At 63.3% G+C, this 24,608-nt stretch carries 20 protein-coding genes; 16 read left to right on the forward strand and 4 right to left on the reverse strand.

Annotated elements, in window-relative coordinates; translation table 11 throughout:
• Positions 1-32 precede the first annotated feature (32 nt).
• The 16 genes from HGP13_RS28245 to HGP13_RS28320 all read left to right on the forward strand — a co-directional run bounded on the left by HGP13_RS28245 (position 33) and on the right by HGP13_RS28320 (position 17,542).
• Complete coding sequence (locus tag HGP13_RS28245) at positions 33-320, forward strand: hypothetical protein (protein WP_172231720.1); 288 nt, start codon at positions 33-35, stop codon at positions 318-320.
• 12 nt (positions 321-332) lie between these two features.
• Positions 333-710, forward strand: coding sequence for a hypothetical protein (locus HGP13_RS28250; RefSeq protein WP_019856864.1), 378 nt, complete (start codon positions 333-335; stop codon positions 708-710).
• A gap of 32 nt (positions 711-742) precedes the next feature.
• Positions 743-904, forward strand: coding sequence for a hypothetical protein (locus tag HGP13_RS28255; protein ID WP_172231723.1), 162 nt, complete (start codon positions 743-745; stop codon positions 902-904).
• Between the two features lie 14 nt (positions 905-918).
• On the forward strand, positions 919-2,313 hold the full coding sequence (locus HGP13_RS28260) for an APC family permease (RefSeq protein ID WP_172231726.1): 1,395 nt from the start codon (positions 919-921) through the stop codon (positions 2,311-2,313).
• 45 nt (positions 2,314-2,358) lie between these two features.
• Complete coding sequence (locus HGP13_RS28265) at positions 2,359-3,048, forward strand: hypothetical protein (RefSeq protein WP_172231729.1); 690 nt, start codon at positions 2,359-2,361, stop codon at positions 3,046-3,048.
• Positions 3,045-3,374, forward strand: coding sequence for a hypothetical protein (locus HGP13_RS28270; protein ID WP_172231732.1), 330 nt, complete (start codon positions 3,045-3,047; stop codon positions 3,372-3,374). Before HGP13_RS28265 ends, HGP13_RS28270 begins: the two co-directional genes overlap by 4 nt.
• A gap of 85 nt (positions 3,375-3,459) precedes the next feature.
• Positions 3,460-4,356, forward strand: coding sequence for a glutamine amidotransferase family protein (locus tag HGP13_RS28275; RefSeq protein WP_172231735.1), 897 nt, complete (start codon positions 3,460-3,462; stop codon positions 4,354-4,356).
• A gap of 4 nt (positions 4,357-4,360) precedes the next feature.
• Positions 4,361-5,092: a GXGXG domain-containing protein gene (locus HGP13_RS28280; protein ID WP_172231738.1), complete on the forward strand. Its 732-nt coding sequence runs from the start codon at positions 4,361-4,363 to the stop codon at positions 5,090-5,092.
• Positions 5,093-5,098: 6 nt separating this feature from the next.
• A complete protein-coding gene (locus tag HGP13_RS28285; protein ID WP_172231741.1) occupies positions 5,099-6,427 on the forward strand; it encodes an FMN-binding glutamate synthase family protein in 1,329 nt (442 codons plus the stop codon).
• 34 nt (positions 6,428-6,461) lie between these two features.
• A complete protein-coding gene (gene glnT / locus HGP13_RS28290; RefSeq protein WP_172231744.1) occupies positions 6,462-7,769 on the forward strand; it encodes a type III glutamate--ammonia ligase in 1,308 nt (435 codons plus the stop codon).
• Between the two features lie 36 nt (positions 7,770-7,805).
• Positions 7,806-9,059: a sarcosine oxidase subunit beta family protein gene (locus HGP13_RS28295; RefSeq protein WP_172231747.1), complete on the forward strand. Its 1,254-nt coding sequence runs from the start codon at positions 7,806-7,808 to the stop codon at positions 9,057-9,059.
• Between the two features lie 10 nt (positions 9,060-9,069).
• Positions 9,070-9,345 carry a sarcosine oxidase subunit delta gene (locus HGP13_RS28300; RefSeq protein WP_172231750.1) on the forward strand — a complete coding sequence of 92 codons (276 nt, stop codon included), beginning with the start codon at positions 9,070-9,072 and terminating at the stop codon, positions 9,343-9,345.
• The gene (locus tag HGP13_RS28305; RefSeq protein ID WP_172231753.1) at positions 9,345-12,326 is read left to right on the forward strand and encodes a sarcosine oxidase subunit alpha; all 2,982 of its coding nucleotides are present in this window, start codon (positions 9,345-9,347) and stop codon (positions 12,324-12,326) included. The genes HGP13_RS28300 and HGP13_RS28305 overlap by 1 nt, the downstream gene beginning before the upstream one ends.
• Positions 12,319-12,942, forward strand: a complete 624-nt coding sequence (locus HGP13_RS28310; protein WP_172231756.1) for a sarcosine oxidase subunit gamma family protein — start codon at positions 12,319-12,321, stop codon at positions 12,940-12,942. The genes HGP13_RS28305 and HGP13_RS28310 overlap by 8 nt, the downstream gene beginning before the upstream one ends.
• Before the next feature lie 268 nt (positions 12,943-13,210).
• Complete coding sequence (locus HGP13_RS28315) at positions 13,211-15,580, forward strand: aminomethyltransferase family protein (protein WP_172231759.1); 2,370 nt, start codon at positions 13,211-13,213, stop codon at positions 15,578-15,580.
• Positions 15,581-15,832: 252 nt separating this feature from the next.
• Positions 15,833-17,542, forward strand: coding sequence for an APC family permease (locus HGP13_RS28320; protein WP_172231762.1), 1,710 nt, complete (start codon positions 15,833-15,835; stop codon positions 17,540-17,542).
• A gap of 60 nt (positions 17,543-17,602) precedes the next feature.
• Here the strand turns inward: HGP13_RS28320 and HGP13_RS28325 are convergent, their stop codons facing one another.
• The 4 genes from HGP13_RS28325 to HGP13_RS28340 all read right to left on the reverse strand — a co-directional run bounded on the left by HGP13_RS28325 (position 17,603) and on the right by HGP13_RS28340 (position 24,328).
• Positions 17,603-18,958 (reverse strand): LLM class flavin-dependent oxidoreductase, encoded by a 1,356-nt coding sequence (locus HGP13_RS28325; protein WP_172231765.1) that lies wholly within the window; start codon positions 18,956-18,958, stop codon positions 17,603-17,605.
• 189 nt (positions 18,959-19,147) lie between these two features.
• Entirely contained in the window at positions 19,148-22,288 is a 3,141-nt protein-coding gene (locus HGP13_RS28330) for an efflux RND transporter permease subunit (RefSeq protein WP_172231768.1), read from the reverse strand.
• Between the two features lie 243 nt (positions 22,289-22,531).
• Complete coding sequence (locus tag HGP13_RS28335) at positions 22,532-23,674, reverse strand: efflux RND transporter periplasmic adaptor subunit (RefSeq protein ID WP_172231771.1); 1,143 nt, start codon at positions 23,672-23,674, stop codon at positions 22,532-22,534.
• A gap of 48 nt (positions 23,675-23,722) precedes the next feature.
• On the reverse strand, positions 23,723-24,328 hold the full coding sequence (locus HGP13_RS28340; protein WP_172231774.1) for a TetR family transcriptional regulator: 606 nt from the start codon (positions 24,326-24,328) through the stop codon (positions 23,723-23,725).
• Positions 24,329-24,608 lie beyond the last annotated feature (280 nt).

Below are 24,608 nucleotides of genomic sequence, written 5' to 3' on the forward strand. Positions count from 1 at the left end.
GGAACCGGGTGTCGGAAAAAAGGGGAAAACCGATGTCAGACCTGCAGCAGCGCATCGAAGCGCTGTACCGTTCCGATTTGCGCGGATCCGCGCTGTTGATCATCTGCCTGTGGGCGACGATCCTCTTCGTCCTCTTCATGACATGGCCGTACATTCCCGACAGTGGCATCAAGGCCGTCGTCGCAATTGCCGCCGCCGCCGTGCTCATCTTCAACACGGCCGCCATCCTGGCGATGGTCAAGCACTACAAGGAAGACAAGGACTTCATCTACGGCCTCGATATCAAGAACGCCGACGCATCCCGCAACCGCAAGTCCTGAAGGGTACAAGAGATGTCGCGCTATACGCCGCCGGAGCAGAGCAAGGCCGGCCAGGTTTTCGATATCGTCGTCGTGGTGGTCGCCATTTTCGTGGCGCTGTGGCTGCCGCTGAAACTGGGTCTCGCCGGAGCCGCCAAATCCATCGACGCGCTCGACGCCAAGACCTGGGAAGCACTTGGTCAGAACCCGACCATGGCCGCGATCTGGGAAAAGCTCGGCTATACGCCCGAGACCGCGCATGACGTCATCCAGAACCGCTTCCACTATGTCATCGATTGGCCGACGCTGATCATCATGGCGGCGGTTCTGATCGGCTATTTCGTCTTCCTGTTCCGCGCTTCCGACCGCGAATATCGCGACGTCATCAACGAAAAATTCGACGACAAGTAAAAGCTTCGAAGACAAGCAATCGGGGACGCACCATGTGGATTTCACTCTCTTACGCATGCTGGGGCATCTCGGTCGTGCTGGCTTTGTGGATGCTCTACGACTGGTTCAAGGTCGATACGACCTATTCCGAGGAGGTCCTGACCTCGTCGCGCGAAGGCGAGCTTGAAGCCGTTTCCGAAAAACACCGGATCTGAGTGGGGACTGAACAATGACGACCGCACTTGAACCGGCAATTCACGGCGACAGGGTTTCGCTTCTTCGGGTGCTCGGCCCGGCCCATGTCTGGGCGCTCGGCGTCGGCATCGTTCTGGTCGGGGAATTCACCGGCTGGAATTTTTCCGCCGACAAGGGCGGCGCTCTGGCAGCACTGATCGTCTGCTGGGTCGTCGGGTTGCTCTACACCTCGGTCGCCATGATCGATTCCGAGGTGACATCGACGGTCGCCGCCGCCGGCGGCCAGTACGCGCAGGCCAAGCACATTGTCGGGCCGCTGATGGCCTTCAACGTCGCGCTGTTCCTAGTGTTTGCCTATACGATGCTGGAAGTGTCGGACGCGATCCTGCTCGGCGACACGATCGTCGCCAAGGCCGGCGTCGAAGGGCTCACCCACAATTCGTTCATCGCCGCCACCATCGTGGTGCTGGCCTGGCTCAACTATCGCGGCGTGCTGATGACGCTCAACGTCAACTTCGTCATCACGGCAATCGCCTATATCTCGATCGTCATCCTGTTCTTCTCGGTCAGCCCGTGGACGCAAGGCGCGGTGCTGAAGCTCAACGAGTTGGTGACGCCGGGCAATGCGCTGCCCTATGGCTGGATCGGCGTCATTGCCGCCTTCCAGTTTGGCATTTGGTATTATCTCGGCATCGAAGGCACGACGCAGGCCGCCGAGGAAGTGCGCTCGCCGGCTCGTTCGCTGCCCTACGGCACGATGGCCGGCATGATCACGCTGCTGATCGCCGCCGCCATGACCTGGTATGTCTGCGCCTCGCTGATGCCCTGGGAATATCTCGGCATCACCTATTATCCGCTGTGGGACGCCGGCAAGCTTACCGGCAGCCCGCTGCTGGAAAACCTGCTGTTCATCGCCACGCTGCTGGCGGCGCTGGCATCGGCCAATGGCTGCATCAACGATGCGGCCCGCGCCTGGTTCTCACTCGGCCGCGACCGTTATCTGCCGAGCTGGTTCTCGGCGGTCCATCCGAAATACCGCACGCCCTACCGCTCGATCCTGTTCCTGCTGCCCATTGCGCTCGCCTTCGCCTTCATCGCCGACCTCAACCAGGCGATCACCTTCTCGATCCTGTCGGGCGTGCTGCAATACACGTTCATGAGCATCAACATCATGATGTTCCGCAAGAAGTGGCCGCTGGGCACGATCCGCCGTGGCTACACGCACCCCTTCCATCCGCTGCCGGCGATCGTTTTGTTTTGCCTGTGCGTGGTGACCTTCTTTGCGATCTTCCTCGGCTACGGCTCGCAGCTGATCGCCATGGTCGCCTTCTACTTCCTGATCTCGCTGTGGTTCCATTTCTACCGCTACCGCTATGTGCGCCGCGGCGATCAGTTCACCATGCCGTGGCCGAAACCGCAGGGCTATTGATGGGAGACGGCCCGTCCGGATGCCGGATGGGCCAGGCATGATAAAATGTCCGAGGTGACATCAGCACTGCTCGCCGGGGCCATTGTCCTGGCCCTCGCCCTTCACCTTGCGTGGCTGGCGCGGCGCAGCCGCAACAGAGCTTCAGAAGCGCTCGCCGCCGACGCGGCCGGCATCCGCACCCTCATTGCCGACGCCACTGATGTTTCGGACGGCACCGCCGGTGTCATCACCTGGGAAGGCTCGTGGAACGGCCAACGCGTTCAACTGCGGACCATCGTCGATACGCTGGCGACGCGAAAACTGCCGGCATGCTGGCTCAGCGTTTCGATCACCGAAAAGGTCGCCGTTCCAGCCACCTTCGACATGATGATGCGGCCGGGCTCGCCGACGACGTTCTCCAATTTCGACCATCTCCAGCATACGCTGCCCAAGGCTCCGGGATTTCCCGCCGAGGCAGTGCTACGGACCGACCGCCGGGGCACGCGTTTCCCGCAAGGCCTCATCGCCGACCATCTGGAACTGTTTTCGGAAGGGCGCGCCAAGGAACTGCTGATCACGCCAAACGGCGTGCGCATCGTCTGGCTGTTGGCCGAAGCCGAGCGGGCGCGCTACGGCGTTTTCCGCCAGGCCGCGTTCGGAGACGCGCAGATCGATCCGGCGCTGATTGAGCGGCTGCTCACCTCGCTCTCGGCGCTGGGCGAAGCCATCAACAAAAGCGAACGGCAAGCCGCATGACAAGTTCAGACACATCGCCGGCGCCGACAAACCCCTATCTCGTTCTGGGCGCGGCAATCGTGTTGCCGGGCAGCGGCCATGTCATTCTGGGCGTGCCGGTGCGCGGGCTACAGTTCCTTTTCTTCATGGTGATCCTGGCCTGGGTCACCGCAAAGATCGCACCACCCGATGCCAGCTTCATCGGCCGTCATGCCGGGGGCTTCCTGATCTATGCACTGTCGGTTCTCGACGCCTACAAGCTCGCCCGCATCCGCCATACCCTGTGGGTTCACAATGCCGCGCAGGGCAGCGATAATTCGCATGGCGGCATTGCGCCGCATACGTAACTACAGGAATATTTTTTTCATATGATTGAATTTATGAGACTCATTCGATACATCATCTCTTAGCTACAAACGCCGGGAGGCTGACATGTGTGGAATTGTCGGACTGTTTTTGAAGGACAAGTCGCTGGAGCCTAAGCTCGGCGCGATGCTGTCGGAGATGCTGGTCTCGCTTAGCGATCGCGGCCCGGACAGTGCCGGCATTGCCATCTATGGCGCGCCCGCCAAGAATGAGGCCAAGATCACCATCCAGTCGGCGAAACCCGCGCGCGATTTCCCGGGCCTTGACGCCGAGCTTGCCAAGGCGATCGGCGTGCCGGTGAGCATTGCGGTGAAGTCGACCCATGCTGTCGTCAGGACCACGCCCGACAAGATCGACGAGGCCCGCGAGGCCATCCAGACGCTGCGCCCCGACATCCGCATCATGGGCGCCGGCGATGTCGTCGAAATCTACAAGGAAGTCGGCCTGCCGGAGGCGGTCGTCGATCGCTTCGACGTCCGCAAGATGACCGGCACGCATGGTATCGGCCACACCCGCATGGCGACGGAATCGGCGGTGACGACGATGGGCGCGCATCCGTTCTCGACCGGCGCCGACCAGTGCCTGGTGCACAATGGCTCGCTGTCCAACCACAACAATGTCCGCCGCGAGCTGATCCGCGAAGGCATGAAATTCGAGACCGAGAACGACACCGAGGTGGCGGCCGCCTATCTCTCCTCGCAGATGGCGCATGGCAAGAACCTGGGTGAGGCGCTGGAAGGCACGCTCTCCGACCTCGACGGCTTCTTCACCTTCGTCGTCGGCACCAAGAACGGTTTTGGCGTCGTGCGCGACCCGATCGCCTGCAAGCCCGCCGTCATGGCCGAGACCGACCAGTATGTCGCCTTCGGCTCGGAATATCGCGCGCTGACCAAACTGCCCGGCATAGACAATGCGAGGGTCTGGGAACCGGAACCCGCAACCGTCTATTTCTGGGAGCATTGAGTTCATGCCGGCAACCAAACTTTCAAAGGCGGCGGCGAGCGACCACGCCTCTCGGGTGTTCGACCTCGATGTGTCGTCGCTGCGCGAACTCAACCAGGCTCTGCACAATCTGACACCCGGCTCGAATGAGACGGCATGGGAAGTGCTGCACCCGAAGGGCAGCCATTCGGTTGCCGTCGGCGTCGACCAGCCTGTTTCTATCGATGTGCGCGGCAGCGTCGGCTACTATTGTGGCGGCATGAATTCCGGCAGCACCATTATCGTGCACGGGTCGGCGGGACCCGGCGTCGGCGAGAACATGATGTCGGGTTCGATCACGATCAAAGGCGATGCCAGCCAGTATGCCGGCGCCACCGGCAAGGGCGGCCTGCTGGTCATCGAGGGCAATGCCTCGTCGCGCTGCGGCATTTCGATGAAGGGCATCGACATCGTCGTGCACGGCAATATCGGCCACATGTCGGCCTTCATGGCGCAGTCCGGCAATCTGGTGGTGCTGGGCGATGCCGGCGATGCGCTGGGCGATTCCATCTACGAGGCGCGCCTCTTCGTGCGGGGCAAGGTCGACAGCCTGGGTGCCGACTGCATTGCCAAGGAGATGCGGCCCGAGCATCTGGAATTGCTGCAGGGTCTGCTCGACCGTGCCGGCGTCACTGGCGTCAAGCCGTCGGAGTTCAAACGCTACGGCTCGGCGCGCACGCTCTACAATTTCAATATCGACAACGCCGACGCGTATTGAGGCAGCATGACCTATCGCAACCCGCCGACGACGCCGCGCAAATCCGCGACCTTCGACGACTACACGCTTTCCGAAATCCGCCGCGCCGCGGCGACCGGCATCTATGATATCAGAGGTGCCGGCGCCAAGCGCAAGCTGCCGCATTTCGACGATCTGCTGTTCCTCGGCGCCTCGATCTCGCGCTATCCGCTCGAAGGCTATCGCGAGCGCTGCGACACATCGGTGGTGCTAGGCTCCCGCCATGCCAAGAAGCCGATCGAACTGAAGATCCCGATCACCATTGCCGGCATGAGCTTTGGCTCGCTGTCCGGCCCGGCCAAGGAAGCGCTCGGGCGCGGCGCGACGCTGGCCGGCACCTCGACCACGACGGGCGATGGCGGCATGACCGAGGAAGAGCGCGGCCATTCCAAGCAACTGGTCTATCAATATCTGCCGTCGCGCTACGGCATGAATCTGCGCGACCTGCGCCGCGCCGATGCGATCGAGGTGGTCGTCGGCCAGGGGGCCAAGCCCGGCGGCGGCGGCATGCTGCTTGGCCAGAAGATCTCCGACCGCGTTGCCGAGATGCGCACGCTGCCGAAGGGCATCGACCAGCGCTCGGCCTCGCGACATCCCGACTGGACCGGCCCTGACGATCTCGAGATCAAGATCCTCGAACTGCGCGAGATCACCGACTGGGAAAAGCCGATCTACGTCAAGGTCGGCGGCGCCCGCCCCTATTATGATACCGCGCTTGCCGTGAAGGCGGGCGCCGATGTCGTCGTCGTCGACGGCATGCAGGGCGGCACGGCGGCGACACAGGAAGTGTTCATCGAGAATGTCGGCCAGCCGACGCTCGCCTGTATCAGGCCGGCCGTGCAGGCGCTGCAGGATCTCGGCATGCACCGCAAGGTGCAACTGATCATCTCCGGCGGCATCCGCAACGGCGCCGATGTCGCCAAGGCGCTGGCGCTCGGCGTCGACGCGGTCTCGATCGGCACCGCCGCACTCGTCGCGCTCGGCGACAACGATCCCCGCTGGGAGGCGGAGTACAACGAGCTCGGCACCACGGCCGGCGCCTATGACGACTGGCATGAGGGCCGCGACCCCGCCGGTATCACCACGCAGGACCCTGAGTTGATGAAGCGGGTCGACCCGGTGGCCGCCGGACGACGGCTGGCCAACTACCTCAAGGTGATGACGCTCGAGGCGCAGACCATTGCCCGCGCCTGCGGCAAGAACAGCCTGCACAATCTCGAGCCCGAGGATCTCGTCGCGCTCACCATCGAAGCCGCCGCCATGGCCGGCGTGCCGCTGGCCGGCACCAACTGGATACCGGGGAAAAACGGTTTCTAAAACAGTATCCAAATATCATAAGCGAGGAACTATAATGGGGAACGATCTCGCCGCATTCGCCAAAGAGAACGGCGTCAAATATTTCATGATTTCCTACACCGACCTGTTCGGTGGCCAGCGTGCCAAGCTGGTGCCGGCGCAGGCGATATCAGACATGCAGAAGGACGGCGCCGGCTTTGCCGGTTTCGCCACCTGGCTCGACCTGACGCCGGCGCATCCCGACATGCTGGCGGTGCCGGATCCAGACTCGGTCATCCAGTTGCCATGGAAGAAGGAGGTGGCCTGGGTCGCCGCCAACTGCGTCATGGACGACAAGGAGGTCGACCAGACGCCGCGCAACACGCTGAGGCGGCTGATCGCGGAGGCCGCCGGCGATGGCATGCATGTCAAGACCGGCGTCGAGGCCGAGTTCTTCCTGATCTCACCGGACGGCAGCGTCATCTCCGACCAGTACGATACGGCCTCAAAGCCCTGCTACGACCAGCAGGCGGTGATGCGCCGCTATGACGTGATCGCCGAGATCTGCGACCACATGCTGGCGCTGGGATGGAGCCCCTATCAGAACGACCACGAGGACGCCAACGGCCAGTTCGAGATGAACTGGGCCTTCGACGACGCGCTGGCGACCGCCGACAAGCACTCCTTCTTCAAATTCATGGTTAGGTCGGTCGCCGAAAAGCACGGCCTGCGCGCCACCTTCATGCCAAAGCCCTTCCAGGGCCTGACCGGCAATGGCTGCCATGCCCATATCTCGGTGTGGGACAAGGCTGGCAAGACCAACGTCTTCGCCGACAATTCGATGGAACTCGGCCTCTCGGCCAAGGGCAAGAATTTCCTCGGCGGCATCATGAAGCATGCCTCCGCGCTTGCCGCCATCACCAACCCGACGGTCAACTCCTACAAGCGCATCAACGCGCCGCGCACGATCTCAGGCGCGACCTGGGCGCCGAACACGGTGACCTGGACAGGCAACAACCGCACCCACATGGTGCGCGTGCCCGGACCCGGCCGCTTCGAGCTGCGGCTGCCCGACGGCGCGGCCAACCCCTATCTGCTGCAGGCAGTGATCATTGCCGCCGGCCTCGACGGCATCCGCTCCAAGGCCGATCCCGGCAAGCGCTACGACATCGACATGTACCAGCACGGCCACACGGTGAAGGGCGCGCCGAAACTGCCGCTCAACCTGCTCGACGCGCTGCGCGAGTTCGACAAGGACAAATCGCTCAAGGCGGCGCTGGGGGAGGAATTCTCGTCGGCCTACCTAAAGCTGAAGCACCAGGAATGGAATTCCTATGCTTCGCACTTCACGCAATGGGAGCGCGACCACACGCTGGATATATAATCGTCCTAGCGGTGCGAGCGACCTCGGAATGAACGTATGAAATACTCGATCTTCTCGCTCGCCCGCGCCGCCTTGTCCGGCCACAAGAACTGGCAGCCCACCTGGCGCGACGCCACGCCGAAGGATCGCTACGACGTGGTGATCATCGGCGGTGGTGGCCATGGCCTGGCCACCGCCTGGTTCCTTGCCAGCGAATACGGCATCAGGAATGTCGCCGTGCTGGAAAAAGGCTGGATCGGCTCCGGCAATGCAGGCCGCAACACGACCATCATCCGCTCCAATTACGGCCTGCCCGGCAACACCGGCTTCTACGAATTGTCGATGAAGCTGTGGGAGCGGATGGAGCAGGACCTCAACTACAATTCGATGGTCAGCCAGCGCGGCGTCATCAACCTCTACCACTCCGACGCGCAGCGCGACGCCTATGCACGGCGCGGCAACACGATGCGCATCAACGGCATCGACGCCGAATTGTTGGACCTCGCCGCAGTCAAGAAGATGATCCCGTTCCTGAACTACGACAATGCACGCTTTCCCGTACAGGGCGGGCTGCTGCAGCGGCGCGGCGGCACGGCGCGGCACGACGCCGTGGTCTGGGGCTATGCGCATGCGGCGAGCGGGCTCGGCGTCGACATCATCCAGAATTGCGAAGTGACCGGCTTCATCAGGGATGCCAATGGCAAGGTGACCGGTGTCGAGACGTCGCGTGGCAGGATCGGCGCCGGCAAGGTCGGCATGGCGGTTGCCGGCTCTTCGTCGCGCGTCGCAGCGATGGCGGGCTTGCGCCTGCCGATCGAAAGCCATGTGCTGCAGGCCTTTGTCTCCGAGGCGATCAAGCCGTTGATCCCCGGTGTCATGACCTTCGGCGCCGGCCATTTCTATGTCAGCCAATCCGACAAGGGCGGGCTGGTCTTCGGCGGCGACATTGACGGCTACAATTCCTACGCCCAGCGCGGCAACATGCCCGTGATGGAAGATGTCTGCGAGGGCGGCATGGCGCTGATGCCGATGATCGGCCGTGTGCGGCTTTTGCGCCAGTGGGGCGGCATCATGGACATGTCGATGGACGGTTCGCCGATCATCGACAAGACGCCGGTGGACGGGCTCTATCTCAACGCCGGCTGGTGCTATGGCGGCTTCAAGGCAACGCCGGGTTCCGGCTTTGTCTTTGCCCACCTTCTGGCCCGCGACACGCCGCACGAAGAAGCTGCAAGGTTCCGTCTCGACCGCTTCCGGGCTGGTGCCATGATCGACGAAAAGGGCCAGGGCGCCCAACCGAACCTGCACTGAGGACGGTCACATGCGTATTGTCTGTCCTTTCTGCGGTGAACGCGAACTCGGCGAGTTCACCTATCTCGGCGACGCCAAGCCGGTGCGGCCGACGGCCGGCGCTTCGGAAGATGAGGTCTTCGACTACGTCTATCTGCGCGACAACATCGCCGGCGTGATGAGCGAGAACTGGTATCATGGCGGCGGCTGCCGGGCGTGGCTGAAAGTCACCCGCAACACGCTGACGCATGAGATTTCCGCTGTCGAACCGGCGGCCGGCGCCGGTGCCGCGAAGGTTGGCGCGTGATGGCCGGCGCCCAGACAAACCGCCTGGACAAAGGCGGCCTCGTCGACCGCTCGGCGCCGCTGAATTTCCGTTTCGACGGCAAGAGCTTTTCCGGCTTCCAGGGCGACACGCTGGCGTCGGCACTGGTTGCCAATGGCGTCAAGCTGGTCGGCCGCTCGTTCAAATACCACCGCCCGCGCGGTATCCTGACAGCAGGCTCGGAAGAGCCCAACGCGCTGGTCGAACTGCGCACAGGTGCCCGGCGCGAGCCGAACACCAAAGCAACGACGGCGGAACTCTACGAAGGGCTGGAAGCCGCCAGCCAGAACCGTTGGCCGTCGCTGCGCCACGATGTGATGTCGGTCAACCAGCTGTTCGCGCCGATCTTCGTTGCCGGCTTCTACTACAAGACCTTCATGTGGCCGGCGAAATTCTGGGAAGCGATCTACGAGCCGGCGATCCGCCGCGCAGCCGGCCTTGGCCGCGCAGCCGGCGTTGCCGATCCCGACCATTACGACAAGGCCTGGGCGCATTGCGATGTGCTGATCGCCGGCTCCGGTCCGGCGGGCCTGGCCGCGGCGCTTGCCGCCGGCCGCAGCGGTGCCCGCGTTATCCTGTGCGAGGAGGATTTCACGCCTGGCGGCCGCCTGCTCTCGGATGGCGGTACGATCGACGGCCTGCCCGCAGCCGAATGGCTGTCGCGGACACTGGCCGAGCTGGGTTCGATGCCCGATGTGCGCATCATGAGCCGCACGACGCTGTTCGGTGTCTATGATGGCGGCACCTATGGCGCGCTGGAGCGGGTCAGCGACCACCTGCCCTCGCCGCCCGAGCACCAGGTGCGCCAGCGGCTGTGGCGGATCGTGGCAAAGCGCTGTGTGGTCGCCGCCGGCGCCATCGAACGTCCCATCGTCTTCGCCGGTAATGACACGCCAGGCGTGATGATGGCTTCCGCCATGCGGACCTATGTCTCGCGCTATGCCGCCGCTCCTGCAAAGCGCACAGCGCTGTTCACCAACAATGAGGACGGCTGGCGCACGGTCGAGACAGCGCTCGCAGCCGGGCTGCAGATCGCGGCGGTGATCGACGCACGGCCTGATGTGTCACCAGCGCATCGTTCGCTGGCCTCCAAGAATGGCTTCACAGTGCTGCATGGCTCCGTCAGCGGTGTCGATGGCGGCAAGGACGGTGTGCGGAAAATCGCGGTGTTGCTGACCGGCGGCGCGCGCGCCGAAGTCCAGGCTGATGGGCTTGCGGTTTCCGGCGGCTGGAACCCGGCGGTCGGGCTGACCTCCTATCATCGCGGCCGGCCAAAATGGCGCGATGATATTGCTGCCTTCGTGCCCGATGGCGCGCCTCCCGGCATGGTCGCCGCCGGCGCCGCCAACGGCGCCTTCGGCCTTGGCGCTTGCCTGGCTGAAGGATTCGCTGCAGGTGTAGCAGCAGCGCATGATGCCGGGCGTGCCGGCAAGGCCGGCTCAGCACCAATCGCCGACGACGAAGGCTTTTCGCTGACGCCGCTCTGGCATGTCGCCGGCAAGGGCAAGGCCTTTGTCGATTACCAGCACGATGTCACCGCGTCCGACATCGAGCTTGCTCAGCGCGAAGGTTTTGAATCGGTCGAGCATCTGAAGCGTTACACCACGCTCGGTATGGCGACCGACCAGGGCAAGATATCGAACGTCGCCGGCCTCGCGATCATGGCTGCTGTCAGCGGCCGGTCCATTCCCGAGACGGGCACGACGATCTACCGACCTCCTTATGTACCCGTCGCCATCGGCGCCTTCGCCGGCCACCATCGCGACGAGACTTTCCATGCGACGCGGCTGACGCCGTCGCATCACTGGGCCGCCGAACAGGGCGCGATCTTCGTCGACACTGGTCTCTGGAAGCGGGCGCAATGGTATCCGCGCGCCGGCGAGAAGGACTGGCTGGAATCGGTCACCCGCGAGGTCAAGTCGGTACGCTCAGGCGTCGGCTTCTGCGATGTCTCGACGCTCGGCAAGATCGACGTGCATGGCCCGGAGGCCGGCGCCTTCCTCGACCGCGTCTACATCAACACCTTCTCCAACCTCGCCGTGGGAAAAGCCCGTTACGGGCTGATGCTGCGCGAGGACGGCATCGTCTATGATGACGGCACGACGTCGCGGCTGGCCGAGGACCATTATTTCCTGACCACTACCACGGCCAAAGCCGGGCTGGTGATGCAGCATCTCGAATTCTGCCGGCAGGTGCTGTTTCCCGAGCTCGATGTGCAGCTGACCTCGGTCTCCGATCAGTGGGCGCAATTCTCTATCGCGGGACCGAAGACCCGCGATCTGCTGAAGGAGATCGTCGATCCTGCGGAAGACCTTTCCAACGAAGGTTTCCCGTTCATGGGCGCGCGCGAAGTCGCTTTGCGCGGCGGCATCAAGGCGCGGCTGTTCCGCATCTCCTTCTCCGGCGAAATGGCATTCGAGATTTCGGTGCCGGCACGCTACGGCGAGGCGATGGCGCGCAATCTGATGCTGGCCGGCAAACAGTTTGGCGTCACGCCTTACGGCACCGAGGCACTCGGCGTCATGCGCATTGAAAAGGGTCACATCGCCGGACCGGAACTGAGCGGCACGACCACGGCTGCCGACCTTGGCCTGGGCAAGATGATGTCGACCAAGAAAGACTATATCGGCCGCGTCATGGCCGGGCGCGAGGCGCTGGTGGCGCCGGACCGGCAGGTCGTGGTCGGCGTCAAGCCGACGGACAGAGCACGCCGGTTGCGCTCCGGGGCGCACATCATCCCGAAGGGGCAGACACCTGGCCCCGGCAACGACCAAGGCTATGTCACCTCTGTCTGCTTCTCGCCGACATCGGACCAGTGGATCGGGCTGGCACTTGTCGAGCGCGGCCGCGAACGCATCGGCGAGATCGTCCATGCGCATGATCCGATACGCGGCGAAGACTATGATGTCGAACTCTGCAATCCCGTCTTCTACGATCCGGATGGAGGGCGCCAGCGTGGCTGATTTTTCCTGGAATGCCCGCAGCCCGATAGACCGCGCGCTCGTTGCCGGACCGTATGGCGCGCGTGGCGATGTCGGCGTGGCGCTGACCGAAATCCGCAATTTCGACCTCGTCCAGGTGATGGCGCGGCGTGGCAAGGCGGCGGAGATGGCCGAGGCTGCCAAAGCTCGCTTTGGCGTTGCTGCTCCGGAAACACCCAAGGCGGTGCAGACGCCGGATGCCACGTTGATCTGGTCGGGACCGGATCAGTTTTTTGTGCTGTCTAAGGGCGGCAAGCATTCGATTGGGACACTTCCTCAGGCGTTTGCTTCTTCCGCCTCGCTGTCGGACCAATCGCATGCGCGGGTGCTGATCAGCGTCTCCGGCGCCAAGGCGCGGGCGATATTGGCCAAGTTGTCGTCGATCGATCTGCACCCGGGGGCATTCCCCGTCAGCACAGCCGCAGCGACCTCGATGGATCATACCAGCGTTACGCTCTGGCGTGGCGATGATCGAGATGGATTGGCCGTGTTCAACCTTCTGGTGTTTGCGACTTTTGCCGAGAGCCTGTGGCACACGATGCTCGACTCGGCCGCGGAATATGGTGTTGCTATCAGCCATTCCGAGGATTTGGCGTAGCGTTTGTGCGCGCCCTTCCTTCTCCCCTTGTGGGAGAAGGTGGATCGGCGCGCAGCGACGAGACGGATGAGGGGTGTTCCAGCGAAGTGAGACGTTGGCGTTCCCTGGAACACCCCTCATCCGTCGCCTTCGGCGACACCTTCTCCCACAGGGGGAGAAGGGGGAGCTTACATCACCTCCGCCTTGCCAAACTCAACTGCGCTGCTATTCTTGCTGCTAAAATAATTTCACACACAGGCAAACTTGTTTCTCGAACCGCAAGGCTGAGATGAGCCAGTCGCCCTACCCCACAGTCACAGCCGGACCGCCGCGCCCGAGCCTCATCCTGAGGCCCGGCCAGATCGCGCTGCCGCCGGGCATGGAGCGCTATACGATCCAGGGCAATGGTGCGGTGCTGATCGAGGTCGAAGCCGGCGACACGATCACGGTGCGCAATGTCGAAGGCGGCCAGGCTTGCGAGCTGATGGCGTGGGACAGCAGCGGCGCGACTGACCCTGGCATCTTCGGTGAAAAATCCAACAGCAATGCCGCCGGCATCAAGGCACTGCTTGCTGAGGGCGACGACAGTCTCGGCGCGTTGCGGCGCGGCATTGCGCGCCGGCAGGTGCAGCTAGACCAGGCCAAGGCTGTGCGCGTGTTCGGCGCCACCACGCCTGCCGGTACGGAACAGGCATTCACGGTCACGCGTGACGGCTCGATGGTCATCGCCGCGCCCGGCGGGCCGATGCTGGTCGACGGTCATGACACCGCAACGCCGCTCACCGTCATAGTGCGTCGCGCCACGATCCGCCTGAAAACAAAATCGCAGCTTGCCGATCCTCTTGCCGATCCGGTGCTCGACCTGCGCGTCCATTCGGCGACGGCGGAATCCTATTTCATCAAGGCCGGCGACTATCTGCAGATCATCGATGTCGACGGCCGCCAGTGCACCGACTTCCAGTGCTTTTCGGCGCGCAAGCTGGACAAGGGCCTCGACCATCCGCTCGACGTGACGACGACCCGCACGCTGATGGGATCGAGCTATCCGATGCCTGGCCTGCATTCGAAATATTACGACCAGGACATGGAACCGCTGGTCGAGGTGGTGCAGGACACATGCGGCCGGCACGACGCCTTTGCGCTCGCCTGTGCGGCGAAATATTACGACGACATCGGCTATCCCGGCCACACCAACTGCTCGGAGAATTTCAACGGCGCGCTGGCCGGCAAGGGCGTCAATCCCCGCGCCGGCTGGATGGCAATCAACTTCTTCTTCAACACGGCGATCGACGCGCATGGCGTCATGGTCTCGGACGAGCCTTGGTCACGCGCCGGCGACTATGTGCTGCTGCGAGCGCTGACCGACATCGTCTGCGTCTCCTCCGCCTGCCCTGACGACACGACGCCGGCCAATGGCTGGGATCTGACCGACATCCATGTGCGGACCTATTCCGGCCAGCACAAATTCTCGCGAGCGATCGCCAGACGCATGACGCCCGATTCGGAACCGAAAATGACCCGCGAGACCGCTTTTCATTCGAGCTTTGCCAAGCTCACCCGCAACTTCGCTGAGTACAGGGGCTACTGGCTGGCCAATTCCTTCGCCAAGGAAGGCCCCATCGCCGAATACTGGGCCTGCCGGCAGGACGCCGTGATCATGGACCTGTCGCCACTGCGCAAGTTCGAGGTGACCGGTCCCGACTCCGAAGCGCTGCTGCAGTACACGCTGACCCGCGATGTCAAAAAACTCGGCGTCGGCCAGGTCGTCTATTCCGCCATGTGCTACGAGCATGGCGGCATGATCGACGATGGTACGCTGCTGCGGCTCGGCAAGGACAATTTCCGCTGGGTCGGCGGCGATGATCTGTCCGGCGAATGGCTGCGCGAAACCGCCAAGAAGCTCGGCCTCAACGTGCTGGTGCGCTCCTCGACCGACCAGGTGCACAATGTCGCCGTGCAGGGGCCGAAGAGCCGCGATATCCTGCGAGAAGTGATCTGGACCTCGCCGTTGCAGCCGTCGATCGACGAGCTCGAATGGTTCCGCTTCGCCGTCGCACGCATCGGCGGCGGCAACGGCATTCCGGTCGTCGTCTCGCGCACCGGCTACACCGGCGAGCTCGGTTACGAGATCTGGTGCCATCCGCGTGACGCCGAAAAGGTGTTCGACGCCATCTGGGAGGCCGGGCAGCCGCATGGGCTGAAGCCGATGGGGCTGCAGGCGCTCGACATGCTGCGCATCGAGGCCGGGCTGATCTTCGCGGGCTATGAATTTTCCGACCAGACCGACCCGTTCGAGGCGGGGATCGGCTTCACCGTGCCGTTGAAGGGCAAGACCGATGATTTCATCGGCCGTGAGGCCCTGATCCGGCGCAAGGAAAACCCGCAGAAAAAGCTGGTCGGGCTCGACATCGACAGCAATGTCGCGGTCGGCCATGGCGACTGCGTGCATGTCGGCCGCGCCCAGATCGGCGTTGTCACGTCGGGCGTGCGTTCGCCGGTGCTGAACAAGAACATCGCGCTGGCACGGCTCGATGTCACCCATGCGGCTATCGGCACGGAGGTCGAGATCGGCAAGCTCGACGGCCATGCCAAACGGCTGCCGGCGCGAGTCGTCGCCTTCGCCCATTACGACCCGCAGAAGACCAAGCCACGCTCCTGAGCGCTGCCTTCCGAACAGGCAGAACCGTACATCAGCAGCGCTGTGGGGAGTATTGTTGCGTACGCGCGCAAGCGTGATGGGCACGGTTTCACAAAACGCTTGACGTGAAAGCGCGCCGGATCAATCTTCACTCTTAAGAAAAAAATACGACTGAGTGGAAACACACCGGTTGTGATCATTGGCCGGGGAGCAAGCTTCGCAAAGCCGAGGCATCGCCGGCGGGGAACACTTACAAAAGGGGAAGTCACTGACATGAGCACCATAAGCACGGCCCTGGAGCAGCCTGCCGAAAGCAAGCTGCTCAGGCATATCGACTGGCGCGGCGCCTTCTGGGTGGCAAGCGGCGTTCCGGCGCTGGTTCTGTTTTCGATCGGCGGGATCGCCGGCACGACGGGAACGCTGGCCTTCCTGATCTGGACGGTGTCCATGATCATGGGCTTCCTGCAATCCTTCACTTATGCCGAGATCGCCGGCCTGTTCCCGAACAAGTCGGGCGGCGCCTCGATCTATGGCGCCACGGCCTGGCTGCGCTATTCCAAGTTCATCGCGCCGCTGTCGGTGTGGTGCAACTGGTTCGCCTGGTCGCCGGTGCTGTCGCTCGGCTGCTCCATCGCCGCCGCCTATATCCTCAACGCGCTGGCGCCAGTGCCGCTGTTCACCGCAACCTCGGCCGAGGTCGTTGCCTATATCGCGGCGCATGCCGGAACGGCGCCCGCCGACGCGATCACCGCGGTGACTTCAGCCGCAACGCCGGCAATCCGCAACTGGACGCTGTACGGTCACACGCTGGGTCCGGTCTCCTTCACCTTCAATGCGACCTTCTTCATCGGCGCGGTGCTGATGCTGATCATCTTCTCGATCCAGCATCGCGGCATCCTCGGCACCGCCAACGTGCAGAAGTACATCGGCCTGCTGGTCATCATCCCGATGCTGATCGTCGGCGTCGTGCCGATCGTCACCGGCCAGATCAACTGGGCGAACTTCTCGCCGCTGGTGCCGCTGGCCACCGCCTATGCCCCCGACCCCGGCACCTGGAACATCGCCGGCTGGACGCTGGTGCTCGGCGGCATGTTCATTGCCGCCTGGTCGACCTACGGCTTTGAAACCGCCGTCTGCTACACATCCGAGTTCAAGAACCCGGGCACCGACACCTTCAAGGCCATCTTCTATTCCGGCTTGCTCTGCATGCTCTTGTTCATCCTGGTGCCCTTCACCTTTCAGGGCGTGCTGGGCCTGAACGGCATGCTGGCGACACCGATCGTCGACGGCTCTGGCGTTGCCGACGCTCTGGCCGGCATGGTCGGTGGGGGCGCGCTGATCCACAGCCTGCTGGTCATGCTGATGATCCTGGCGCTGGTGCTCTGCATCATGACCGCCATGGCCGGTTCCTCACGCACGCTCTATCAGGGTTCCGTGGATGGCTGGCTGCCGCGCTATCTCAGCCACGTCAACGAGCATGGCGCGCCGACGCGGGCGATGTGGACCGATCTCGTCTTCAACCTGATCGTGCTGGCGATCGCCTCGGCCGACGCGACGAGCTTCTTCTTCATCCTCGCCGTGTCGAACTGCGGCTACATCATCTTCAACTTCCTCAACCTCAATGCCGGCTGGATCCACCGCATCGACAACGGCCATATCGCTCGGCCCTGGAAGGCGCCGAGCTGGCTCTTGGGCATCGGAGCGATCTTCGCCTATGTCAATGCGATCTTCATGGGCGCCGGCGCCAAGGTGTGGAACCCGATGGCGCTGTGGGCCGGCCTGATCACCGCGGCGCTGATCATCCCGGTGTTCTGCTTCCGTCACTACATCCAGGACAAGGGCAAGTTCCCCGACCACATGCTGGCCGACCTCGGCATGACGGGAGCCGACCTCGCGGTCAAGAAAGCGGGAATGCTGCCTTACCTGACGCTGGTTGCCGGTGTTGTGGTGATGCTGCTCGCCAACTGGTTCTTCGCCATCTGACGACTAAGCGCAAAAGAAATGGGCGCGCCTCGGCGCGCCCGTTTGTCTTCACGATGAGCCTCAGCCGGCCTTGCGGATCGTCTCTTTCGCATCGTCGAAGAATCGGTTGGGCGGCCGCTTCAGGCCGAGATTCTCGCGCAAGGTCGTTCCCTCATATTCGCGCCTGAAGAGCCCTCGCCGCTGCAGTTCAGGCACCACCTTCTCGGCGAAATCGTCGAGCCCGGCGGGCAGATAGGGAAACATGATGTTGAAGCCGTCCGATCCCTCAGTCACCAGCCAATCCTCCATCTCGTCGGCAATGGTTTGCGGCGTGCCGACGAAAGCGAGGCCGGAATAGCCGCCCAGTCGCTGGGCAAGCTGGCGCACCGTCAGGTTTTCGTTCCGCGCCAGTTCAATGACCCGCTCGCGGCTGCTCTTCGAGGCATTGGTCTCCGGTATCTCCGGCATGGCCGCGTCGGGATCAAAGGCCGACGCGTCATGCCCAAGCGCGATCGACAACGAGGCAATGCCGCTCTCGTAGTAGACGAGGCTGTCGAGCTTCGCCCGCTTGGCCTTTGCCTCCTCGATGCTGTCGCCGACGATGACAAAAGCACCAGGCAGGATCTTGATATCGTCGCGCGAGCGGCCGAGTTTCTGGGCTCGGCCCTTGATGTCGGCAAAGAAGCGTTGGCCGGCGGCAAGATCGCCATGGGCGGCGAAAATCACCTCGGCCGTCTCGGCGGCCAGTTGCCGCCCCGCTTCCGAGGCGCCGGCCTGGACGATGACCGGCCAGCCCTGCACCGGCCGCGCAATGTTGAGCGGGCCGCGCACGGAGAGGTGTTCACCTTTATGGTCAAGCACATGCAGTTTGGCGGGGTCGAAATAGAGACCGCTTTCGGCGTCGCGGATGAAGGCATCGTCGGTAAAACTGTCCCACAGGCCGGTCACGACATCGTAGAATTCCCGCGCCCGGTGGTAGCGCTCGTCATGCTCGACATGCTCGTCGAGACCGAAGTTCAGCGCGGCATCAGGGTTGGACGTGGTGACGATGTTCCAGCCGGCACGACCGCCGCTGATGTGGTCGAGCGACGCGAAGCGGCGGGCTATGTGATAGGGCGCGTCAAAGGTCGTCGATGCGGTGGCGATCAGCCCGATATGGTCGGTGACGGCAGCAAGCGCCGACAGCAGCGTGAACGGCTCGAACGAAGTCACCGTGTGGCTGCGCCGCAGCGCCTCGATCGGCATGTTGAGCACGGCCAGATGGTCGGCCATGAAGAAGGCGTCGAACTTTGCCGCCTCCAGCGTCTGCGCGAAGCGCTTCAGATGCGCGAAGTTGAAGTTGGCGTCGGGATAGGCGCCGGGATAGCGCCAGGCGCCGGTGTGCAAGCTGACCGGGCGCATGAAGGCACCAAGCCGCAATTGCCGTTTTTCTGCCATGGGAAGACACCCTGATGAGGACGAGCGTTGCCGCTCCATAATGACGCAGGATGGGACCGCTTTGCGGTCCTGGGAAGGAATTCTGTTTTGCAGAATCCGCTCCAGGGAGCATTTTCATCGGCGTGACGGACCAGCCGTCACACGGCATCATCCGCCATCGCCGACGGCGGATGATGCGATGGAACCGCTCTATTCCGCGGCCAAGGCCAGCTGCGGCCTCTCGGTGGCCAGTTCTGGTTCGGGCGCCTGCTCGCTGTTCACTGTCTTCTTGGGCTCGCGGCCGAAGAACAGGGCATAGCCCGCCGGCAGGACGAGAATGGTCAGCACGGTGGCGACCACGATGCCGCCCATCATGGCGTAGGCGAGCGGCCCCCAGAACACGGCGCGCGAGATCGGGATCAGCGCCAGCACCGCCGTCATCGCCGTCAGCACAATCGGCCGGAAACGACGGACAGCGGAGCCGATGATCGCTTCGGAGCGGTCCATGCCTCTCGCAATGTCCTGGTCGATCTGGTCGACCAGGATGATCGAGTTGCGCATGATGATGCCGAGCAGCGCGATGACGCCGAGGATGGCAACGAAGCCGAACGGCGCGCCGCTGATCAGCAATGCCGCGGCAGCGCCGATGATGCCGAGCGGACCGGTGGCCAGCACCAACATCGCCTTGCCGAAATTCTGCAGCTGGATCATCAGCAGCACGACGATGATGGCCAGCATGATCGGCGCCTTGGCGGCGATCGAAGCCTGGCTTTCAGCCGAATCCTCGGCGCCGCCCTGGATCTCGATCTTGTAGCCGGGCGCCAGGCCGTCGCGCAGGCCCTGCATGTCCTTGTACATCTTGGTGACGACGTCGTTGGACTGCACGCCGTCGGGCAGCGTGGCGCGTACGCTGATGGTCGGCAGGCGGTCACGGCGCCACTCGATGCCTTGATCGAGCACCGGCACGACCTTGGCCACCTGCGACAGCGGCACGAAGCCGCCGAAATCAGTCGGGATATAGACCGAGTCGACCGAGGACAGCAGGCTGCGGCTGGCGTCCGGCTCGCGAGCGACGATGGAGACCGTCTCCTCGCCGTCGCGGAAGTCATCGAGCGGCGCACCGGACATCGATGCCTGCAGCATCTGGCGGATGCGCTGCGAGGTGACGCCGAGCGCACGGGCACGATCCTGGTCGATCACCAGCTTCATAGCCGGGACGGGTTCGAGCCAATCGTCATGGACGGCGCCCAGCAGCGGATCCTCGCGGAACTTCGCCTTCACCTGATCGGCGATGCGGCGCACCTCCTGGCGATCCGGGCCCATGACGCGCATCTGCACCGGCCAGCCGGTCGGCGGGCCGAGGAACAGGCGGTCAACCTTGCCGCGGATCGAGGGGAAGTCTTCTGCCAGCACGGTGCGCAGCTTGACGATCAGGCGCTCGCGCGCCGGCTCGTCATTGGCCATCACCAGCATCTGGGCGAAGTTCGGGTTGGCGAGCTGCTGGTCGAGCGGCAGGAAGAAACGGGGCGCGCCTTCGCCGATATAGGTGGCGATGAAGCGCTTGTCCTTGTCGTCCATCATCTTGGCTTCAAGCGCCTTGGCCTGCACCTCGACCTCCTTGATGCTGGTGCCTTCCGGCAGCCAGAGGTCGACGAGGATTTCCGGCCGCGACGATTGCGGGAAGAAGTTCTGCGGGATGAACTGGAATGCCCACAGGCTGGTGCCGAAAGTCACCAGCGTCATCACCAGGACGATGATGCGATGGCGCACCGCCCAGCCGACGGTCGAACGAAGCCGGCGGTAGAAGCGCGTATCGAAGGCATCGTGATGGCTGCCGGCATGCTTGCGCTGCTTGAGGATCATGTAGCCGAGCCACGGCGTGAAATAGACCGCGACGAACCATGACACGATCAGCGCGATGCCGACGACATAGAATAAAGTGCGCACATATTCACCGGCCGTCGAGGCGGCGAAGCCGACCGGGATGAAGCCGGCGGTGGTGATCAGCGTGCCGGTCAGCATCGGGAAGGCGGTCGAGGAATAGGCGAAGCTCGCGGCCTCGATCTTGACCAGCCCCTCCTCCAGCTTGCGCTCCATCATCTCGACGACGATCATGGCGTCGTCGACAAGCAGGCCGAGCGCGATGATCAGGGCGCCCAGCGAAATGCGCTGCAGGTCGATGCCGAGCTCGTACATTATGGCGAAAGTGGCTGCCAGAACCAGCGGAATGGCGATGGCGATGACCAGGCCCGAACGCCAGCCGATCGACAGGAAAGAGACGACAAGCACGATCAGCAGCGCTTCACCGAGCGCATGCATGAATTCGGCGACCGCATCCGTGACGACGCCCGGCTGGTCGGAAATCTGGTCGACCGACACGCCATAAGGCAGCGCCTCCTCGAAGCGCTTGTAGGTCGCCTCTACATCCTTGCCGACATCGGTGACCTTGAAGCCCTTGGCCATGACGACGCCAAGCTGCACGCTGTCATGACCGTTGAAACGGTATTTGCGCTGGAAGGGATCTTCGAGCCCCGATGTCACCGTGGCGATGTCGCCGAGCCGGGTGACCTGTCCGCCGGCGCGCAAGCGCAATTCCCTGATATCGGCGGCCTTGGTGACGTCGCCTTCGACCGAGATGCGCACCGAATTCACACCGGTGTCGACGGACCCGGCCGGATCGACATTGTTCTGGCCCTTGATCGCGTTCTGCAGGTCGGTCAGCGTCAGGCCGCGCTCGGCCAGCGCCTTGGACGAAACGTCGATATAGAGTTTTTCCGGCTGGTCGCCGATGATGACCGCCTTCTCGACGCCTGATGTCGTCAACAGCATGTCACGCGCCTGGATGGCGAACTTCTTCAGCTCGGGATAGGAGAAACCGTCGCCGCTGATCGAATGCAGCGTGATGAAGGTGTCGCCGAACTCGTCGTTGAAGTACGGGCCGAGCAGGCCTTGCGGCAGGTCACCAGATATGTCGCCGACCTTCTTGCGCACCTGATAGAAGGCGTCCGTCACCTCGGCGGCGTTGGTGTCGCCCTTGATCTGCACGGTGATGATGGCGCTGCCGGCGCGGGTGAAGGAGCGCACGAAGTCGAGGTGCGGCGTTTCCTGCAGCTTGCGCTCGATCTTGTTGACGACCTGATCTTCCATCTCCTTGATCGAGGAGCCCGGCCAGATCGCCTGCACGACCATGACCCGGAAGGTGAAGTCGGGGTCTTCCTTCTGGCCCATGCGCATCAGGCCGAGCGCACCGGCGATGATGATCAGCCCGAACAGGAAACGCGCGATGGAGGGGTGGCCGATCGCCCAGCGCGACAGGTTGAAGGGGGGCCTTTCTTCAGTGGAGGTCGTCATCGGTGCTGGTCCACTTTGCTTGGTTGCCGGCGCCTGGTGCTTCGAAGAAGCGCGGCGCGCGAAACGAAATCATCTGCGTTCGATCTGGCTTCCGGGCGGCGAGGCCTTCCAAGTGGAGAGACACTCATCGCGGTGGGACGCGAAGATCGATGCGGGGGGACATCGGCCTTGACGTCTCGACCTTCGGGCGCACGCCGCCCGGAAACCTGCGGCCGCGGGAACGCGCGGCCAACCTGTCTGTCGTCAGCGCAGCTGGCTGGCGTCTTCGCCCTCGGCGGAGGCGGATTGCTGCGCCACGCCGCCGGCGAGCTTCACCTTCAGATTCTCGGTCATGAACTGTGTGCCGGCGGCGACCACGATGTCGCCGGGCTTCAATCCTTCAGTGACGCGCACGCCATCGGCAGCGAACTCGGCGACCTTGACCGGGCGGGCATGAACGGTGTCGGCGCCACGATCGACAGTCCAGACGATCGACTGGCTGTCTTTCTCAGCCAACGCGCTCAGCGGGATCGAGACGAGTTGCTTTTCGTTGGCCGCCGAGGCCTCGATATTGGCAGTCATGCCGAGCAGCACGCGCGGATCGTTGGGCAGGCTGACGCGGACGGCAAAGGTGCGCGACTGGGTATCGGCGCTGCCGGCGACTTCGCGGACCTTGCCGTCGAGCGCCAGCGTGTTGTCGGACCAGAATCCGGCCTTGACTGATTTGCCCGGCTTGAATTCGGCGATCTCCATTTCGGGCACCGCGATCAGCACTTCCTTTTCGCCGTCGACCGCGACAGTGACCACCGGCGTGCCGGAGCCAACCACCTGGCCGACATCGGCGTTGACCGCCGTGACGATGCCGTCCTTGTCAGCCTTGAGGTCGGTATAGCCAACCTGGTTCTTGGCCTGGTCGAGCAACGAGCGGGCAGAGTCGCGCGTGGCGACCGCCTGGTCATAGGTCAGCGTCGCCTGTTCGAGTTGCGATTTTGGCGAAAAATTCTTGGCGAAAAGCTGCTCGGCGCGTTTGCGGGCAAGCTCTGTCGTCTCAACCTGACGCTCGGCGGCATCGAGGGTGGCCTGCGCGCTCTTGACCGAGAGGTCGTAATCGGTGGGATCGATGCGGGCGAGCACATCGCCCGGCGCCACATGCTGCCCGATGTCGACGAGACGCTCGATGATCTTGCCGTTGACCCGGAACGCCAGGGCGCTTTCGGTGCGGGCTCGCACCGAACCGGAATAGGACAACATGCGGGTGTCACTAGCCTGGGCAATCTCTACGACCTTGACCGGGCGGATGATGTCCTTGACCTCGGCCTTCTCCTGGCTGCAGCCGGCCAGAGCGAGCGCCCCGACGATCAAGCCCGCGACCGGCAACCGGCGGATGATGGAATGGGACAAAGACATCGTGGTACTCCCGACTGGAGGCGGACTGGCAACACCGGCGAGCGGCGGCTATTTCAAGGCTCTGATGGCGTAGTCGATAAGTTCGTCGGGCATTGCCCGGTTGGTCTTGGCAAGGCACTGTGCCACCATCTGCGGGTGACAGAGGATGACGGTGGCGGCGCCGAAGCAGCGCGAGGCGGCTTCGGGATCCTGCTGCCTGAACTCGCCGGTCTCGACACCCTCGTGGATGACCTCGGCGAACAGGTCGTGGATGCTGTTGACGTGCGCGTCGATGACGGCCCAGTCGCGCTCGAGCGCGACGATGACCATCTCATGGACCTTTTGCTCGTCGAGCATGGTCTCAAGCGTCATCTTATACTGGGCGTGAATGTACCGCCGCAGCCGCTCCTCAGCGCTGATCGGCAGATGCATGATCTCGTAAGCCATCTTGTAGCTGGCGCCGAGCATGCGGCCGCACACCGCCTGGTGGATTTCGACCTTGGAGGCGAAGAAACGGTAGATGTTGGCCGGCGACATGCCGAGGTCGCGGGCAATGTCGGCGACATTGGTCTTGCCATAGCCATAGTGCCGGAACAGGCGCTCGGCACAGTCGAGAATGCGCGTCACATTCTCCTGCCTGGCGGCATCGGCGACTATGTTGGCGGCTTCGGACATGGCTCTTTCGTTTGATAAGTGACGAATTTCAATTTTCGTCAGTCGTAAATTGAAGAGAGCGGGATGTCAACGCGAAATCGACGTACGCGTACAAGATAGTGACAGATGGTGACAGGGAGCGGGTGCGACAAGCGGCGCCCGCGATTGGCGGCGCGCCTCTCATGCGTTCGTCATCCCAGGGCGAAGCAAGGAGCGAAGCGACGCAGTGCAGACCCTAGGATCCATGCCGGGAGGTCAGTCAAAAAGTGCTACGGATCAAAAGTTTACACCCGTCAGCGGC

The organism is Mesorhizobium sp. NZP2077, assembly GCF_013170805.1.
Classification (GTDB): Bacteria; Pseudomonadota; Alphaproteobacteria; order Rhizobiales; family Rhizobiaceae; genus Mesorhizobium.